General features: G+C 63.1%; 14 protein-coding genes and 1 tRNA gene. 10 read left to right on the forward strand and 5 right to left on the reverse strand.

The window, feature by feature from the left end:
* The first annotated feature begins 101 nt into the window (after nt 1-101).
* Nucleotides 102-752 carry a 2-dehydro-3-deoxy-phosphogluconate aldolase gene (locus NKI95_RS01545; RefSeq protein WP_352713498.1) on the forward strand — a complete coding sequence of 217 codons (651 nt, stop codon included), beginning with the start codon at nt 102-104 and terminating at the stop codon, nt 750-752.
* Between the two features lie 41 nt (nt 753-793).
* Here the strand turns inward: NKI95_RS01545 and NKI95_RS01550 are convergent.
* The 3 genes from NKI95_RS01550 to NKI95_RS01560 form a co-directional block, all read right to left on the reverse strand.
* Nucleotides 794-867 (reverse strand) — tRNA-Gln (locus NKI95_RS01550).
* Nucleotides 868-951: 84 nt separating this feature from the next.
* The gene (locus NKI95_RS01555; protein WP_352713501.1) at nt 952-2,805 is read right to left on the reverse strand and encodes a peptidoglycan L,D-endopeptidase MepK; all 1,854 of its coding nucleotides are present in this window, start codon (nt 2,803-2,805) and stop codon (nt 952-954) included.
* A 360-nt stretch (nt 2,806-3,165) separates the two neighbouring features.
* Nucleotides 3,166-4,743 carry a sigma-54-dependent transcriptional regulator gene (locus NKI95_RS01560; RefSeq protein ID WP_352713503.1) on the reverse strand — a complete coding sequence of 526 codons (1,578 nt, stop codon included), beginning with the start codon at nt 4,741-4,743 and terminating at the stop codon, nt 3,166-3,168.
* A gap of 152 nt (nt 4,744-4,895) precedes the next feature.
* Here NKI95_RS01560 and NKI95_RS01565 point away from each other — a divergent pair, with 152 nt between their 5' ends.
* From NKI95_RS01565 to NKI95_RS01590, 6 genes are all read left to right on the forward strand, one after another.
* Nucleotides 4,896-6,731 (forward strand): M3 family oligoendopeptidase, encoded by a 1,836-nt coding sequence (locus tag NKI95_RS01565; protein ID WP_352713505.1) that lies wholly within the window; start codon nt 4,896-4,898, stop codon nt 6,729-6,731.
* Nucleotides 6,732-7,122: 391 nt separating this feature from the next.
* Nucleotides 7,123-7,932 (forward strand): helix-hairpin-helix domain-containing protein, encoded by an 810-nt coding sequence (locus NKI95_RS01570; protein WP_352713507.1) that lies wholly within the window; start codon nt 7,123-7,125, stop codon nt 7,930-7,932.
* Between the two features lie 157 nt (nt 7,933-8,089).
* Complete coding sequence (locus tag NKI95_RS01575) at nt 8,090-9,241, forward strand: aminodeoxychorismate synthase component I (RefSeq protein WP_352713510.1); 1,152 nt, start codon at nt 8,090-8,092, stop codon at nt 9,239-9,241.
* On the forward strand, nt 9,190-9,852 hold the full coding sequence (locus NKI95_RS01580; RefSeq protein WP_352713511.1) for an aminotransferase class IV family protein: 663 nt from the start codon (nt 9,190-9,192) through the stop codon (nt 9,850-9,852). Before NKI95_RS01575 ends, NKI95_RS01580 begins: the two co-directional genes overlap by 52 nt.
* Nucleotides 9,853-9,869: 17 nt before the next feature.
* A complete protein-coding gene (locus NKI95_RS01585; RefSeq protein WP_352713513.1) occupies nt 9,870-10,157 on the forward strand; it encodes a YciI family protein in 288 nt (95 codons plus the stop codon).
* Nucleotides 10,154-11,092: a heme-dependent oxidative N-demethylase family protein gene (locus NKI95_RS01590; RefSeq protein ID WP_352713515.1), complete on the forward strand. Its 939-nt coding sequence runs from the start codon at nt 10,154-10,156 to the stop codon at nt 11,090-11,092. Before NKI95_RS01585 ends, NKI95_RS01590 begins: the two co-directional genes overlap by 4 nt.
* A gap of 98 nt (nt 11,093-11,190) precedes the next feature.
* On the opposite strand, the gene NKI95_RS01595 is transcribed toward NKI95_RS01590, so the two are convergent.
* Both NKI95_RS01595 and NKI95_RS01600 read right to left on the reverse strand, forming a co-directional pair.
* Nucleotides 11,191-11,634, reverse strand: a complete 444-nt coding sequence (locus tag NKI95_RS01595) for a DUF6640 family protein (RefSeq protein ID WP_352713518.1) — start codon at nt 11,632-11,634, stop codon at nt 11,191-11,193.
* A 13-nt stretch (nt 11,635-11,647) separates the two neighbouring features.
* Nucleotides 11,648-11,974, reverse strand: coding sequence for a MoaF-related domain-containing protein (locus tag NKI95_RS01600; protein ID WP_352713521.1), 327 nt, complete (start codon nt 11,972-11,974; stop codon nt 11,648-11,650).
* Between the two features lie 194 nt (nt 11,975-12,168).
* Here NKI95_RS01600 and NKI95_RS01605 point away from each other — a divergent pair, with 194 nt between their 5' ends.
* From NKI95_RS01605 to NKI95_RS01615, 3 genes are all read left to right on the forward strand, one after another.
* Nucleotides 12,169-13,218 carry a LacI family DNA-binding transcriptional regulator gene (locus tag NKI95_RS01605; RefSeq protein ID WP_352713522.1) on the forward strand — a complete coding sequence of 350 codons (1,050 nt, stop codon included), beginning with the start codon at nt 12,169-12,171 and terminating at the stop codon, nt 13,216-13,218.
* Between the two features lie 158 nt (nt 13,219-13,376).
* Nucleotides 13,377-14,615, forward strand: a complete 1,239-nt coding sequence (locus NKI95_RS01610) for a hypothetical protein (RefSeq protein WP_352713525.1) — start codon at nt 13,377-13,379, stop codon at nt 14,613-14,615.
* Between the two features lie 122 nt (nt 14,616-14,737).
* On the forward strand, nt 14,738-16,183 hold the full coding sequence (locus NKI95_RS01615; protein ID WP_352465847.1) for a homospermidine synthase: 1,446 nt from the start codon (nt 14,738-14,740) through the stop codon (nt 16,181-16,183).
* The last annotated feature ends 81 nt before the right edge of the window (nt 16,184-16,264 follow it).

Raw genomic sequence — 16,264 nt, forward strand, 5'->3', positions numbered from 1 at the left:
GTTTCGACACCACGCGTGACATCGCGACACGCCGCGTTTCGTGGACAGAAAAACCGCCTTCTGCTAACCGGTCGACTTGATCAACAGAGGAGAGACGACGAATGCCCAGCACGACCGAAAAGCTCCTGTCGCTCCTCAACGGCCAGCCGGTCATACCGGTGCTGAAGATCGCCAATCCCGCCGATGCGGTGCCGCTGGCCCGGGCGCTGGCCCGCGGCGGCCTGCCGGCGATCGAGATCACGCTGCGCACCGCCGACGCGCTGGAGGCGATCCGCCGGGTGGCAGGCGAGGTCGAAGACGCCGTCGTCGGCGCCGGCACCATCCTGGACGCCCGCCAGTTCGGCGAGGCGGCGGCCGCCGGTTCGAAGTTCATCGTCAGCCCCGGCATCACCTGCGAGCTTCTCGCGGCAGCCAAGGACAGCGACGTGCCGTTGCTGCCCGGCGCCATCACGCCGGGAGAAGTCATGGCCGCGCGCGAAGCCGGCCTGCGCTTTCTGAAATTCTTCCCGGCCGAACAGTCGGGCGGCATCGCCTCGCTCAAGGCCTTCGCCTCGCCGCTTGCCGACGTGAAATTCTGCCCGACCGGCGGTATCACCGGCAAGAATGCCGCCGATTACCTCAGCCTGCCCAATGTCATCTGCGTCGGCGGTTCCTGGGTGGCGCCGGACGATCTGGTCAAGGCCGGCAAATGGGACGAGATCGAAGCCTTGGCGCGCGCCGCTAGCAAGCTCGGGCGCCAGCCTTCCGCATGAAGGCCCGCAAATCTGGCCTGCTGCCGATGTGATTTGCCGGCTGGTTCCCGCTCATGGGCTCGAACCACGATTCACGCCTTCAAAGGGCGCTGTCCTACCATTAGACGAAGCGGGAGAATGCTGACCAGTGGTTAGCATCCCGGGACGAAGGAAGCCAGTGCCGGCGGTGGAGGCAGCCGCGCGGGATGCCCAGCGCGGCCTACTCTGTCTTGAAGCGGGCTACCGACATGAACTTGACGGCCTTGCCGGTGAAGCGGTTGGCGTCGGCCATTTCGTTGCCCGGCTGGAAGCCCACGGTATAGACCTCGCTCGGTGCCGTACGGACGAAGTCGTAGGCGTAGCGCGGCGCCGTTGTCGCATCTGAAACGGTTGCGACATACTCACCGCTGTGCAGCGCCCAGCGGGCAGCCTGCGGCGCGGCGGCGACCACCACCGGCTTGGGGCCGGGTTTCAGGTCGCGGGCAGTGGCCCTGGGCTCCTTGCGTGTGGTCTTCACGCCCGCACCGATGACGGCCGCCGGATCGGAGCCGGCCGGGCGGGCAACGATGGCCTCGCGCGGCGATGCCCCGTCGCTCGATGCCCCGTCGTCGTTCGCCGGTTCCTCGAACACCGATGCTTGCTCGGAAAGCGACGCGACCTTGTATTCGTCGGTCGCGCTGACCCGTTCCAGAACGGCCTTGACCTCGTCGGGCTGGGAGCTGTCTGGCCGCGCCGACGGCAATACCGAGAATGCGTCGGTGGCGGTGTTGCTCCGCTCGGCCGCACTCGCCAGCGCCAGCAACACTTGCTTGTCCTGCGGTGCAAGACCCGCCTGCGAAAGATCGGCCGGCAGCGAATGATCGGGCCGCCAGCTCGGCACGGGAATGGTGTTGGCCGCGACCTGCACCGGGCCGGCCGCAGCAGACGGGTCTGCCATGCCGAACGGAACGTTTTCAGGCGCCATGCTTGCCGGCGCTTGCGCGGTCGCCACCGCCTGTTCGGTCGATCCAGCCGCATCCGCCACGCCGAACGGAACGTTTTCAGGCGGCTGGGCGCCGACTTCGGTCTTCGGACGCGGAGCAAAATCCGGCAGCGGAATGCTGCGCGCCGGCAATGCCGCGATGATCGTCTCCGGCGTGTCGTTCTCCGGTTCAGGCGCAGGCGCCGGAGCATCGGCGGCTTCCGGAATCTCGGCGCGCTTGGCGTCCTGAGGCGCCACGATGGCAATGCCAGGCAGGTTGCTGCTCTTGGCGGACGGCGCCGGCTTCACGTTACGGGGCTTTGGCGCTGGCTCGGCCATCGCCACATCGGCGCTGTCGTCCGCCTCGTCGTCGCCGCCGCCGAAGAAGGCTGCCAGGAAGCCGCGGGATTTTTTGCCACCGCCGCTTGCGCTGGCCAGTTCGATGGCCGGCGCGCCGGCGCCCTTGCGGGCCTTGTAGGAGGCGAGCGCCTGTTGATAACCAGGCAGCGGCTTGCCGTCGCTCGGTACATGCAGCGTCTTGCCGTTGGGGAACACGCGCGCCAGTTCCTGGCGGCTGATGCCGGGCCAGTGGCGCACGTTGCCGACATCCATATGCACGAAGGGCGAGCCGGAGCTGGGATAGTAGCCGACGCCGCCGCCCTGCATCCTGAGGCCGATGTCACGCAGCTTCTTCAATGGGACGCCAGGAACGTAGAAATCCATCGCCCTGCCGAGCATGTGCTGGCTCTTCTCGGCGACGCCCCTGCTGCGGCTGCGCAGCATCGAATTCGTCGACGGCGAACGATAACCGCACACGACCTGGATATAATCGGTGGCGCCGCTCTCCCGATACGCTTCCCAGACCAGGTCCAGCAGGCGCGGATCCATCTTGGTCGGCTCGTTGCGACGCCAGTCGCGCAGGATGATGTTAATCTTTCGCAATCCCGCCTGGTCGTAGCGGCCATTGCGCTTGTAGACGATCTCCGCCTTTTCATGCGTGTGGAGATGATAGAGTTTCAGCGAGCGTGTCTCGGCGCTGGCGCCGGTTGCCGCCGCTGCAAGGAACCCGACGGCAACAATCACCGCTGCCAGCCATCTCGGCCAGACGCTCATGTGATAATGCCGCCCGTTTTTGTGTCGTTCGATTCTGTTCAAATCAAAAGGCCTTGCAGGCTGCCGTTTTGTCCCCGGATTTGACCAAACGGATGCGTGGTGTGTGCATCCGAATATCGATCCTAATGGTTAATCATCGCTTATTGAAGCCGAAATGCGGTAACACGGTGGCGATATCCCGCCAAAAATATTGCGCAGGATATCTTGGTAAACCGCTGGTTTAGATCATGTTTTGGCGCTAGCTCGAAACACGATCTGTTACCGTCCGCCTTAATACGTGAACACTGCGGCGAATACCTCGTTTCGAGGCGTGCTTGCTTCGAATGGATGCCCGGATGAGAACCCGCTTGGCCCTGTGGCTCAGGAAGCGAGCCGTTCGACCCGGCCGGTTTCCGGGTCGATGCCGTATTCCTTGAGCTTGCGGTAGAGCGTCGACCGGCCGATGCCGAGGCGGCGGGCGACTTCGCTCATCTGGCCGTTGTAGTGGTCGATGGCGAGCTTGATCATTTCGAGCTCGACGTCGGCCAGCGCACGCACATTGCCGCGATCGTCGAGCGCCCGCAGCGTGCCGAAACGAGGCCTGGCCGGCGCATCGGGCTCGGCGGCTGCGATGCCGCCGGCGGCCGGTATGCTGTCGCGCGGCTGGCTGCCCGAAGCCAATCCGGAAGGCGGCCACCCTGGAGCTGCCCCCCCTGGAGCTGGCCCCCCTGAAGCTGGCAAGGCGATACCCGCATCGAGATTGACCGTGCCCTCGACCTGCGCCCGGATCTGCGGGAACTCTTCTTCGGTCAGCATGTCGCCGTCGGCGAGCACCGAAGCCCGGAAGACGGCGTTTTCGAGCTGCCTTATGTTGCCCGGCCAGTCATAGGCCTGCAGCATGGCAAGCGCCGCAGCCGAGATGCCTCGCAGGCGGTGGCGCGGATCGGCGGGCGCCACCTTCTCCATGAAGTGCTCGACCAGATAGGGGATGTCGTCGCGACGGTCGCGCAATGGCGGCACGAAGATCGGATAGACGTTCAGCCGATAGAACAGGTCCTCGCGGAACTTGCCGTCCTTGACCTGTTGCAGCAGGTTGCGATGGGTTGCCGAGATCAGCCTGATGTCGACCCTGACGGTCGAGCGCCCGCCAACCGGATCGACTTCTCCGTCCTGCACGGCGCGCAACAGCTTGACCTGCACGTCGAGCGGCAGGTCGCCGATCTCGTCAAGGAACAGCGTGCCGGAATGCGCTTCGACGAACTTGCCGGTATGTTTTTCGGTGGCGCCGGTGAACGAGCCCTTCTCGTGACCGAACAGGATCGATTCGACCAGATTGTCGGGGATGGCGCCGCAATTGACGGTGACGAAGGGTTTCGAGCGGCGGTCGCCGCTGCCCTGGATGGCGCGCGCCACCAGTTCCTTGCCGACGCCGGATTCACCCTCGATCAGGATCGGAATGTTGGACGCCGCAGCCTTGCGGCCGAGCCGGATCACCCGATCCATCGCAGGACTGTGGGTGATCATGTCCTTGAACGTCAGATGGCCGCCGCGCTGCCGTGACGAGCGCTTCACTTCGCCTTCGAGCGCTTCGACCTTGAGGGCGTTGCCGATCGACGCCTGCAGCCTGTCGGGAGAGGCCGGCTTGACGACGAAGTCGAAGGCGCCGTGACGCATTGCCGAAACGACGGTTTCGATGCCGCCCTGCGCGGTCTGCACGATGACGGGAATGTGGATGCCGCGCTCGCGCATCGCCTTCAGCACGCCGATGCCGTCGAGGCCGGGCATCATCAGGTCGAGGATGACCACCGACACGTCGCGCGCATTAGGCCCGTCGACGAGATCGAGACCGGCCTCGCCGCCATCGGCGACGATCGCCGTGTGGCCGAATTTCGTCACCGCTGCCTCGAGCAGCCTGCGCTGCACGGGATCGTCATCGACTATGAGTATGGAAGCTGCCATGACTGATCCGACCCTGCCCGCCCGAGAATGCGCCCTATGGATCATCTTGGCACAGGGTTCTAAATAAGCTTTCAAAAAACCCGGTGAACGAATTCCTTAGGATTTGACCGGCTTCTCGTTTCCTCGAATTTTTGTGTCTGGAAGGATCGGCAATGCGCATGGTTTTTGCTCGAAAGCTGGCGGCGGCGCCCGGTCAGGGCGTGGCGGAGCTTGGCGATCTGCCGGAATGGAATCTGGCCGATCTCTATTCGGGCATGGAGGCGCCCGAGTTGAAGCGCGACATCGCCAAGGCCGCCGCCGATGCCATCGCCTTCGAGAGCCGTTGGAAAGGCACGCTCGCCGCCGAGGCCGGGCGTGGCAGCGCCGGCAGGCTGGGCGAGGCGCTTCAGGCCTATGAAGCGCTGGAGGAGCTGATCGGCCGGATCGTCTCCTATGCGGGGCTTGTCTATGCCGGCAACACGTCGGATCCGCAGCGCGCCAAGCTCTATGGCGACATCCAGGAAAAGATGACCGATGCCAGCGCGCACCTGCTGTTTTTCGCGCTCGAGCTGAACCTCATCGACGATGGCGCGATCGAAAACGCACTCGCCGCCGATCCGGCCTTCGCCCATTACCGGCCCTGGGTGCTCGATCTGCGCAAGGACAAGCCCTATCAGCTCGAAGACCGCATCGAGCAGCTCTTCCATGAAAAATCGATCACCGGGCGCGGGGCCTGGAACCGCCTGTTCGACGAGACGATGACCGATTTGCGCTTCGACGTCGACGGCGAGGAGTTGACGCTGGAGCCGGCACTCAATCGCCTTCAGGATGCCGACGGCGAGGTGCGCCGCCGGGCATCCGAGGCGCTGGCCGCAACCTTTCGCAAGAATTTGCGCGTCTTTACGCTGGTCACCAACACGCTGGCCAAGGACAAGGAGATTTCTGACCGCTGGCGCGGCTTCGAGGACATTGCCGATTCCCGCCATCTCGCCAACCGCGTCGAACGCAGCGTGGTGGATGCACTCGCCGCCGCGGTTCGCGACGCCTATCCGCGCCTGTCGCATCGCTATTATGCGATGAAGGCGCGCTGGCTCGGCATGGAGGTGATGAACCACTGGGACCGCAATGCGCCCCTGCCGGAGACCCCGCAGGCGGTCATCGGCTGGGACGAGGCCAAGAACACTGTGCTTTCCGCCTACCAGCGCTTTTCGCCCGACATGGCGGAGATCGCCAGAACTTTCTTCGACCGCAACTGGATCGATGCACCGGTGAGACCCGGCAAGTCGCCTGGCGCCTTCGCCCATCCGACCGTGCCTTCGGCGCATCCCTATGTGTTGCTCAACTACATGGGCAAACCGCGCGACGTGATGACCCTGGCGCACGAGCTCGGCCACGGCGTGCACCAGGTGCTGGCCGGCGGCCAGGGCGCCTTGATGGCGTCGACGCCGCTGACGCTGGCCGAAACCGCATCGGTGTTCGGCGAAATGCTGACCTTCCGCTCCCTGCTCGAGCAGACCACCGACAAGCGCGAACGCAAGGCCATGCTCGCCCAGAAGGTCGAGGACATGATCAACACCGTCGTGCGCCAGGTCGCCTTCTACGAGTTCGAGCGCAAGGTGCATGCCGAGCGCAAGAGCGGCGAATTGACCTCCGACAAGCTCGGCCAGTTCTGGCTTGAAGTGCAGGCGGAAAGCCTCGGGCCAGCGATCAAGCTGCGCGAGGGGTACGAGGTTTTCTGGACCTATATCCCGCACTTCATCCACTCGCCTTTTTACGTCTATGCCTATGCATTTGGCGATTGCCTGGTGAACTCGCTCTACGCGGTCTACCAGAACGCAGAGCGCGGCTTTCAGGACAAATATTTTGCCATGCTGCGCGCCGGCGGCACCAAGCATCATTCCGAGCTTCTGGCGCCGTTCGGCCTCGACGCGGCCGACCCTGCCTTCTGGCAGATCGGGCTTGGCGTGATCAGCGGACTGATCGACGAGCTGGAAGCATTGGACAATTGATGCGCAACACTGGGTGATGCGCAACACCGGATGACCGGGTTTTCCAGAACAGTTTAGCTGCAATGCATATTGGCGATGGTTCTATTCTTGTCTTGGATATTTGTTCTTAAATAACTTTCCATGGAAGTTTTCCGTTAGATTCCCGTAAGCTGTATGATAGCGTCCGCCCTCAAGCTCAGCCGGGCACGTATGGATCCGGTCGGAAAATCCCGACCGGTCATGTCGCGTCGGCGGATGCGACAACGGTTGTTGGCCAGGGGCAAACCGGTCGCCGACAGCTCGATCGAAGCCGGCTGTTCTGCAAATTGCGGAACCACCATCGAATGGTCCTTCGCCGAGGTCATGGCTCCACAGGCCAGGGCGGACGGATCGGACTGGAGAGAGAAAGACAATGGGCACTTTTTTCTACATGCTCCTGGCGTTCCTGGTAGGTGTGTTGGTTGGCTGGTTCATTTGGGGACGCCTGCGTGGCGAGCTCGACAGTTTGCGCGGCGATCTCGACCGCACGCGCAGCGAACGTGACAGATTGCGGGCCGATAGCGACCGTCTGACCGGTGAGTTGGATGCATGCGGCCGCGCCCGCGCCGACCTCGAGCGGCGGCTAGGCGAGGCGCCGGCCGCCAAGGCGCCAACCGCGAAGGCGGCAACAGCCAAGGCGCCAGCCGCCAAGGCCGGCGCGACCAAAGCCGCGATGCAGGCGCCGTCAACCCTGATGTCGACATCCGCACCCGCCAAACCGGCGCCGAAGAAATCTGCAACGGCGAAGGCCGCGACCGCGCCACGCGCAAGTGCCGCGAAAACGGCAACGCCGAAACCGCCTGCATCGAAAGCAAGCGCCGCGCCCAGGGCCGCGCCAGCGGCAAGCAAGGCTGCGCCGGTGGCAAGCAAGGCCGCACCAGCGGCAAAGAAAGCCGCGACCGGCAACTCAACGACCGCAGCGGCGGGCAAAGCCAACGATCTGCGTCGCCTGATCGGCATCGGCCCGACCAACGAGCGGCTGCTCAAAGGGCTTGGGGTCACGACCTATGCCCAGATCGCCGCCTGGACGCCCGACGATGTCAAGCGGATCGAGGCGACATTGAATTTCGACGGCCGCATCGAACGTGAACGCTGGATCGAGCAGGCGAAACTGCTTGCCGCCGGTGACGAGAAGGAATTTGCGCGCCGCTTCCCGACCGCGGGAGAAGCCAGCAATACCTGATCCATGGCAAGACGGCATCTGGAACAAGGCGGCGCCCTCTGGCGCCGCTTTTGTTTTTGCCCCCCGCGCCTTTGCGTCTTGAGACGCCGTTCCCTCGATTGCGCACGGTCGAGCCCCCATATAGATCGATCGCTGGTGACCGCAGCATCCGAGCCTTATGTCCCTGCCCCTGCCCTTTGCAATCTTCCGGAACGACGAGACCGCGCGTCAGCTCGTTTTCGACCGGCCGGCCGAGATAATCGCAGCGCATTGCGAGGCGGACTTTTTGCCGGCCCTGGAAGCAGTGCAGGCCGCACATGACGGCGGCAAATGGCTGGCCGGCTATTTCTCCTACGAGGCCGGTTACCTGCTCGAACCCAAGCTCGTTCCGCTGCTGCCGGCCGGCCGCCGCGCCCCGCTTTTCTGCGTCGGCGTGTTCAACGCGCCGGTCGAAGAGACGGTCGCGCCAGGCGATCTGCCGGCTAGCAACGGCCCGATTTTTGACGCCAAGGCAGCCTGGTCTTCGGACGACTACGCCAAACGCTTTGCCAGGCTGCATGACCACATCCGCAAGGGCGACTGCTACCAGGGCAATCTGACCTTTCCTGTCCACGCGCAATGGTCGGGCGATCCACTGGTCGCCTTCAACGCGCTAACCGAACGCCAGCCGGTAAAGTACGGGGCGCTGGTCGCGCTCGGCGATCCGATCGTCTTGTCGCGTTCGCCGGAACTGTTCTTCGAGGTCGACGCGGAAGGCATGATCGAGACACATCCGATGAAAGGCACCGCGCCGCGCGGCGCCACCAAGGCGGAGGACGATCGCCTGAAAGCGTTCTTGCGCAACGACGAGAAGAACCAGGCCGAGAACCGGATGATTGTCGATCTCCTGCGCAACGACATTTCACTAATCAGCGAGGTTGGCACGCTCGATGTGCCGGAGCTTTTCCGCATCGAGAGCTACCCGACCGTCCACCAGATGGTGAGCCGCGTACGGGCGAAACTCTTGTCCGGCCTCACCATCCGCCAGATTTTCGCCGCGCTGTTCCCCTGCGGCTCGATCACCGGCGCGCCGAAGATCCGCGCCATGGAGATCCTGCGCGAGCTGGAAGGTGGCCCGCGCGATGTCTATTGCGGCGCCATAGGCTGGATCGCGCCCGGCGGCCGGATGCGCTTTTCGGTGGCGATCCGCACCATCTCGCTCTTTGCCAATGGCGAGGCGGTCTACAACGTCGGCGGTGGCGTCGTCTTCGATTCGACGACCGAAGAGGAGTACCAGGAGTGTCTGCTGAAAGCCCGTTTCGCGACGGGAACACTACCGATTTCGAACTGATCGAAACAATGCGCTGGGAGCCCGGCTCGGGTTTCCTCCGCTTCGACCGCCATCTCGCGCGGCTTTACGGCTCGGCAAGCGAACTCGGTTTCGCCTGCGATCCGCAAAGGGTCGGCGAAGCGCTGATGAATGCGGTTGGCCACCAACAGATCGCGATGCGCACCCGCCTCGTCCTGTCGCGCAAGGGCGAAGTCGCGGTTTCGGTGCAGCCCTACGAGCCGCTCGCCGCAGACAAGGTCTGGACACTGCAGCTGGCGCGGGTGCGGCTTGATTCGAGCGACATGCTGCTGCGTCACAAGACCAGCCGCCGACAAACCTATACGCGCGCCCGCGCCGAATATCTTGCCAGCTGCGCCGACGAGGTGCTGCTCGCCAATGAGCGCGGCGAAATCTGCGAGGGCACGATCACCAATGTCTTTGCCGATTTCGGCGACGGCGTGCTGGCCACGCCGCGGCTCGATTGCGGCCTGCTGCCTGGCGTCCTGCGCGGCGAACTGCTGGATCAAGGCCGCGCCGGCGAAGCGGTCTACACGTGGAACGAACTGAAATCGGCCAAGGCGCTGTTCGTCGGCAACTCGCTGCGCGGATTGATCCCGGCGCGGCTGGGCTGAAGCATCGGGAGACAACAATGTTCGTGATTTCGCTGAACTACAAGGTGCCGCTGGCCGAGATCGACCGCCTGCAGCAAGCGCACATCGAGTGGCTGAAGGCCTGCTATGTGGAAGGCATTTTTGTCGCCTCCGGGCCGAAGCGGCCGAGGACCGGCGGCATCATCATCGCGCACGGTCCACGCGAGGTGCTCGATGCCAGACTGGCGGACGATCCCTTCGCCAAGGCAGGTGCTGCCGATTACGAAATCACCGAATTCACGGCGAGAATGGCCGCTGCCGCACTGGAAGTCTACAAAGAAGCATGAGTTTCCGCCCACCGACCCACACACCCTATGACGGCTCGTCGAAACTGTTCACCATCGGGCTGAAGCCGCTCAATCTCGATAGTTGGATCGAGGTCGACGAATATCTGCTGCCCTATCTTGCCGAGAAACGCCGGCTTTATGCGGAAATTCCCGACAAGGTCTTTGTCGAGGAGCAAGCCACACGCGACGCTCAGCGCGAAGTGCTCGATCTGCTCGGTGCGCATCTGGCGGCGAACTTTCCTGAGAGCCACAGGCGTACCGACAACGCGATCGAGGTGATCGGCGGCACCGACAATCTCGAAGGCTCAGGCACCGCAGCTTCTTTCAGCGATGCGCCGCTTGTCGCGGCCTCGTTGCTCGTCCAGGAGGATTTGATCCTGATGCGCCGCGACGAGAGCGGCTGGCGTCTGGCGGCCGGCTCGCTCTGCTTCCCCTCGTCATGGGCGCTGACCGAAAAATTCGGCAAGCCGCTGCAGCAGATCCACGCGCCGGTACCGGGTTTCGGTCCGGGCACACGCCCGGCCGATCTCATCAACCGCATGTTCGACGGCCTCCAGGGCCAAGCCGTCGAACGCTATAACTGGTCGATCCAGGCGGGCGACGCGCTCTACCATCCGCTCTCGAACCTCGAACGCATCGACCGCGCCAGCAGTCGCCCGTCGAGATTCCCGGACGGCGACATCGACGCCCACGCCTTTATCCGCGTCGAGCGGCAGACGCTGAGAAAGCTCCCCGTTTCGGGCGACGTACTCTTCACCATCCGTATCCATCTCGACCCGCTCGCCGTGCTGGAGCGCCACCGCGACCGCGCGTCACTCGCAGTGTCCTTGGCCGAACAACTTCTGGCGCTGGACGAGGCACAGCTCGACTACAAGGGGATGACCGCCGACCGTGACCGCCTGGTCGCGTGGCTCAGGGCGCTGGCGCTGTCCTAGAGCAGTTCATCGTTTCACGGAAACGCCGAACCGCTCTACCTCTTTGTTCTTGCGCAATTCCGGACGGAAAACCGTTTCACACCTTTCCTGGAATTGCCCTAAATCGCAGCCAGGCCCAGCAGCAGGATCGCGGACATCGCGGTAAAGACGGTGACGTTGACGTCCCACCGCCAGCCCGCCGGTCCAAACGGCGGCCGGAATGGTGGATAGCCGTTCTCGTCGTAAAGCACTCCGCCATAGATCGGCCGCGAGAGCATGGCCACGAAGAACGCTCCATACATGGCCGCGGCCAGTCCCCCCGCGAGATAGAGCCGCTCGGCCTCGAGTTGCCCCTTGATCCAGATAAGCCCGAGCGCAATCAGCGCCACTCCGGTGTAGCTCAGCACCTGCCAGACGACGTGAAACCGGGCGTGGGGGGTCCACAACGGATTGGTCGCGTGGGTGGCGTTCAAGTCGGCTTTGATCGTCACCACACCGTAGCCCACGGTCGCGACGCTCAGCAGAATTCGGGCAAGCAGATGACCGTCGTAAGCGAGTTCCATCGCATTTCCTCCCTCACGCCGGAACGGCTTGAATGGCGCCCTGGGCACAGAAGAGCTGCCCATCGGCCAGCCGCGCATAATTATGGACGATCCCGTTCTCGTGATCCTGCAACTGCACAATGAAGTTGCCGCTCTGCTCCGTCCAGCTCGCGAGCACGAGATTCGGGCGCACGCTGGTCAGGCCGACGTTGACCACCTCGTCGATTTCGGTGGTCCCGATCGACGCCTGGATATGCAATTCCTGCGGCGAGAGAAATGTCAGCCGCGGTACGAAGGGGCCGAAAACGCAGTCGAAAGTCTTGCCTACGAGCGAGGCTGGAAAAGCATCGGTTGCTGCCATCATCCTCTCCTTGGGCATGGCCGCTGCGACCACGCCATTTGACGATTCTCGGTAACGCAGTCGCAGAAATATTCCGAATAGGTGCCCTTGGAGCGCTCCAAGGAATACGATCCCTCTATTTCGGTTTTGAGTCAATAAAATTCTTGGAGCGCTCCAAAAAATGGTCTACCTCAGGGAAAACGAGTGAATCGCCAATGCCCACCCTAGCCGATGTCGGCAAGGCTGCCGGAGTTTCCCGGGGGACTGTCTCCAACGTCTTCAACCGGCCGGAGCTGGTTAGGCCTGAATTGCGCGAGCGCGTCGAAGCGGCCGCGCGAGCGCTCGGGTTTGGCGGCCCCGATCCGAAAGGACGATTGCTGCGGGACGGCAAGTTCAATGCCATCGGGTTCATGCCGCCTGGCGCCTACGCCATCTCCGAAGTGATGAGAAGCCCTTACGGCCGCGAGCTGGTGCTCGGCGTTTCGCTCGCCTGCGACGAGGCTGGAACGACGCTCAGCCTTGTAAACGGCACCGACAATACGCGCTTCGCCAGCATCCGCGATGCCCTGGTTGACGGCTTTATCCTTGGTCACAGCGCCGACATTGGTCTCATAACTTCGGTACAGAGACGGCGTCTGCCCTTCGTCATTCTCGAAAGCGACGCAGGTCCCGGCATCAATTCGATAAAGATCGACGGCAGGAGTGGAGCGGTTGCTGCTGTCCGGCATTTGACCGGGCTGGGGCACCGGCATTTTGCCATCCTTTCGGTGCGCCGGACTCCCGGCCCGCCGATTGTCCACATGCCCGGACAGGCAACCCGCCCGCTTCTGGCCGGCTTCCCGCTCGACGATGAAAGGCTCGACGGTTTCAAACAGGGTTTGGCGGAGGCGAATTTGTCGATCGACGATGTCCCGATCATCGAGACGATCCCAGGCGAGCCATCTGCCGGAGCAGTAGTGTTCGACAGAGCACCTGAAGCAACCGCGATCCTGACAATGTCGGATTGGCAGGCGATCACGATATTGGACGAGGCGGTTCGCCGCGGCATAGACGTGCCGGGCCACGTATCGGTCGTCGGCTTCGATGGCACCGCCGAATCCGCACGCACCACGCCTCCGATGACCACTGTCGCACAGGACGTGATCGGAAAAGGCAGGCTTGCCGCCCGAATGGTTCTTGACAATGAAGCCCCCCGCCAGGTCGTTCTGCCGGTAGAACTGGTGGTTCGAGCCTCCACAGCCGCGCCGAGGGCAAAAATCCGCTGAAACGGGCGGGCGTGCCATCCGCACCAGGGGCGGCGCTCGCAGCGTCTTTTCTCTGAGCAGCGTCTGGCACTGGACGAGGCACAACTTGACTATAAGGGCCTGACAGCCGACCGTGACTGCCGGCGGAAGACAACTGTAACTTGTGGCTTGGGGGAACAATGATCCAGCATCTTGGCAGGCCGGTCACGTTCATGGCCGCGATCCTGGGACTGTTGACAGCAGCCGAGGCGGAGCCGGTGACGTATGCCGGCAAGCTTGGAAAGAGCGATATCGTCGTCGAATTCGCCGGCGACCCCGCGGCCGCCGGCGGCCCGCTGGCCGGCCGTTATTTCTACCGCTCGAAGGGCGTCGACATCCCGCTGCAGGCCCGGTCTCAAAAGGGCAGCAAGTTCGAACTGGCCGAGGAGGAGGCATGCGGCGCCGACAATTGCGATAACGGAAAGGCCGCGCCGATTGCCGCCGTCTGGCGCCTGGCCTCATCGAGTAACGGCAAAACCCTTGAAGGCAGCTGGAACGGAAAGAAGGCGCTGCCGCTCAGATTGGAACGGGTCGCAAGTCGGCAGGTGACCGAGAACGAGCCCAGCAGCCCGCTCGATCTCTACGATTTCAGCTTCATGAAGTTCTTCGGCAATGACACGCCGCTCACCATGGAAACGTCCCCTTATGACTATCTGCGGATGGACACTCGGCTCGATAACGGCAAGACGACTGGTTGGCCGGACGCAACCTACCGCTATGTCGTCGACCCCCGCACCAAATTTGCCACGCCGCGCATTGTCGAACTGTTCGGCGACGTTCCAATCGAGGCCGCGAATGCTCTGCTGCAAGACAGGCACTGGCGCGCAAACATCGGCGCACTGGGCTGCGTGGCGGCGCAATATGCCGGCTTCAACGAAGGCGGGTCGATTGAGAGTGCGGACGGCGGCACACTCGGCGGCTATGAGGACAGCACATTCGAATTGACCTCGCTGACGCCGCGGCTGATGAGCTGGCGGGAGTCCGGCAGCATCTTCTGCGGCGGAGCGCATCCGACCAACTATTCGGACGCCTACATCATGGATGTGCGCCGCGGCGTCCTGCTCGGGCTTCAGGACATTTTCTTGGATACGGTGGATGGCAAGCCCGGTCCTTCCCTCGCCTCCTTGGTCAAGCAACGGCGCAAGAAACCGACCGATCAGACCGATATCGATCACGAAGCCGAATGCGGCATGGACGATCTCATCGGCGAATATCTGGCGGTCAGCCTTTGGCGTCAGGGTGACAAGCAGGTTCTGGTTTTCGGGCTCCAGACCCTGCCGCATGCCATCCAGGCCTGCGCCGACGATCTGCTGGAACTGCCGGTCGCCGAGGCACGTGACCTCTTCAAGCCTGAATTCGCAAGACTGGTCGAGCCGTAGCCGGGATGGCGCGGCGTGAGGCCGGCCGTCCGCTTTTCGCTTTATTGTGACAATGATCTATGGTTTGTCGCGCCGCGGCCAAGCCGCTGTTCCGAAGCGTTTTTTGAGGGAGTAATCGATAAATGGCGAATGAAAACTGGCCCGTTTACGGTGAGATCACCGGCCCTGTCGTGATGATCGGCTTCGGCTCGATCGGACGGGGAACGCTGCCGCTGATCGAGCGCCATTTCAAATTCGACAAGTCGCGCATGACGGTCATCGACCCGCGCGACACCGACCGCAAATTGCTCGACGAGCGCGGCATCACCTTCATGCAGGATGCGGTGACCAAAAAGAACTACAAGAAGCTGCTGACACCGCTTTTGACCAATGGCGGCGGCCAGGGCTTTTGCGTCAACCTGTCGGTCGACACTTCCTCGCTCGAGCTGATGAAGCTCTGCCGCAAGCTTGGCGTCCTCTACGTCGACACGGTGGTCGAGCCCTGGCTCGGCTTCTATTTCGACGAAAAGGCCGACAATGCCTCACGCACCAACTATGCGCTGCGCGAGACGGTGCGTACTGAAATCGCAAAGAACCCGGGCGGCACCACGGCGATCTCGTGCTGCGGCGCCAATCCCGGCATGGTCTCGTGGTTCGTCAAGCAGGCACTGGTCAACCTCGCCACAGATCTTGGCCTCGACTTCTCGGAACCCGCGCAGCACGATCGCGAAGGTTGGGCCAGGCTGATGAAGAAGGCCGGCGTCAAGGGCATCCATATCGCCGAGCGCGACACCCAGCGCACCAAGAAACCCAAGCCGATGAACGTGTTCTGGAACACCTGGTCGGTCGAAGGCTTCATTTCGGAAGGCCTGCAGCCGGCCGAGCTCGGTTGGGGCACGCATGAGACGTGGATGCCGAAGAACGCCAAAAAGCACAAGAACGGCTCGAAGGCCGCAATCTTTCTGGAGCAGCCCGGCGCCAACACGCGCGTGCGCACATGGTGCCCGACGTCCGGTCCGCAATACGGCTTCCTGGTGACGCATAATGAGGCGATTTCGATTGCCGATTTCTTCACTTTGCACAGCAAGAAGGGCAAGGTGCAGTACCGGCCGACCTGCCATTACGCCTATCATCCCTGCAACGACGCCGTGCTGTCACTACACGAGATGTTCGGTGCCGCCGGCGAGGCTCAGCCCGTGCATCACGTGCTCGACGAAAACGAACTGGTCGATGGCATCGACGAACTCGGCGTGCTGCTCTACGGCCACGCCAAGAACGCCTACTGGTATGGCTCGCAGCTGTCGCTGGCCGAGGCGCGCAAGCTGGCGCCCTACCAGAACGCCACCGGCATGCAGGTCACGTCGGCGGTGCTGGCCGGCATGGTCTGGGCGCTGGAAAATCCCGAGGCCGGCATCGTCGAAGCCGACGAGATGGATTACAAGCGCTGCCTCGACGTGCAGAACCCATATCTCGGGCCGGTCAGGAGCTATTATACGGACTGGACACCGCTCGACAATCGGCCTGGTCTGTTTTCCGAGGACCTCGACACCAAAGACCCGTGGCAATTCCGCAACATCCTCGTTCGATAGCAGCGTTGCCTCGACACTCCGCCAGCTTGCAATCGCCCGGAAATCGGGCGATTGAAGAGGGCGGACCGAGGAGAGGAATTT

The sequence above is a fragment of the Mesorhizobium sp. M0306 genome (assembly GCF_040321655.1).
In the GTDB taxonomy this organism is placed as follows: Bacteria; Pseudomonadota; Alphaproteobacteria; order Rhizobiales; family Rhizobiaceae; genus Mesorhizobium.

What these genes read in the sequence shown, in the direction of transcription:
- NKI95_RS01545 (WP_352713498.1), top strand. Translation starts at nt 102, where the DNA reads ATGCCCAGCACGACCGAAAAGCTCCTGTCGCTCCTCAACGGCCAGCCG.
- NKI95_RS01555 (WP_352713501.1), bottom strand. Translation starts at nt 2,805, where the DNA reads ATGAGCGTCTGGCCGAGATGGCTGGCAGCGGTGATTGTTGCCGTCGGG.
- NKI95_RS01560 (WP_352713503.1), bottom strand. Translation starts at nt 4,743, where the DNA reads ATGGCAGCTTCCATACTCATAGTCGATGACGATCCCGTGCAGCGCAGG.
- NKI95_RS01565 (WP_352713505.1), top strand. Translation starts at nt 4,896, where the DNA reads ATGCGCATGGTTTTTGCTCGAAAGCTGGCGGCGGCGCCCGGTCAGGGC.
- NKI95_RS01570 (WP_352713507.1), top strand. Translation starts at nt 7,123, where the DNA reads ATGGGCACTTTTTTCTACATGCTCCTGGCGTTCCTGGTAGGTGTGTTG.
- NKI95_RS01575 (WP_352713510.1), top strand. Translation starts at nt 8,090, where the DNA reads ATGTCCCTGCCCCTGCCCTTTGCAATCTTCCGGAACGACGAGACCGCG.
- NKI95_RS01585 (WP_352713513.1), top strand. Translation starts at nt 9,870, where the DNA reads ATGTTCGTGATTTCGCTGAACTACAAGGTGCCGCTGGCCGAGATCGAC.
- NKI95_RS01590 (WP_352713515.1), top strand. Translation starts at nt 10,154, where the DNA reads ATGAGTTTCCGCCCACCGACCCACACACCCTATGACGGCTCGTCGAAA.
- NKI95_RS01595 (WP_352713518.1), bottom strand. Translation starts at nt 11,634, where the DNA reads ATGGAACTCGCTTACGACGGTCATCTGCTTGCCCGAATTCTGCTGAGC.
- NKI95_RS01600 (WP_352713521.1), bottom strand. Translation starts at nt 11,974, where the DNA reads ATGGCAGCAACCGATGCTTTTCCAGCCTCGCTCGTAGGCAAGACTTTC.
- NKI95_RS01605 (WP_352713522.1), top strand. Translation starts at nt 12,169, where the DNA reads ATGCCCACCCTAGCCGATGTCGGCAAGGCTGCCGGAGTTTCCCGGGGG.
- NKI95_RS01610 (WP_352713525.1), top strand. Translation starts at nt 13,377, where the DNA reads ATGATCCAGCATCTTGGCAGGCCGGTCACGTTCATGGCCGCGATCCTG.
- NKI95_RS01615 (WP_352465847.1), top strand. Translation starts at nt 14,738, where the DNA reads ATGGCGAATGAAAACTGGCCCGTTTACGGTGAGATCACCGGCCCTGTC.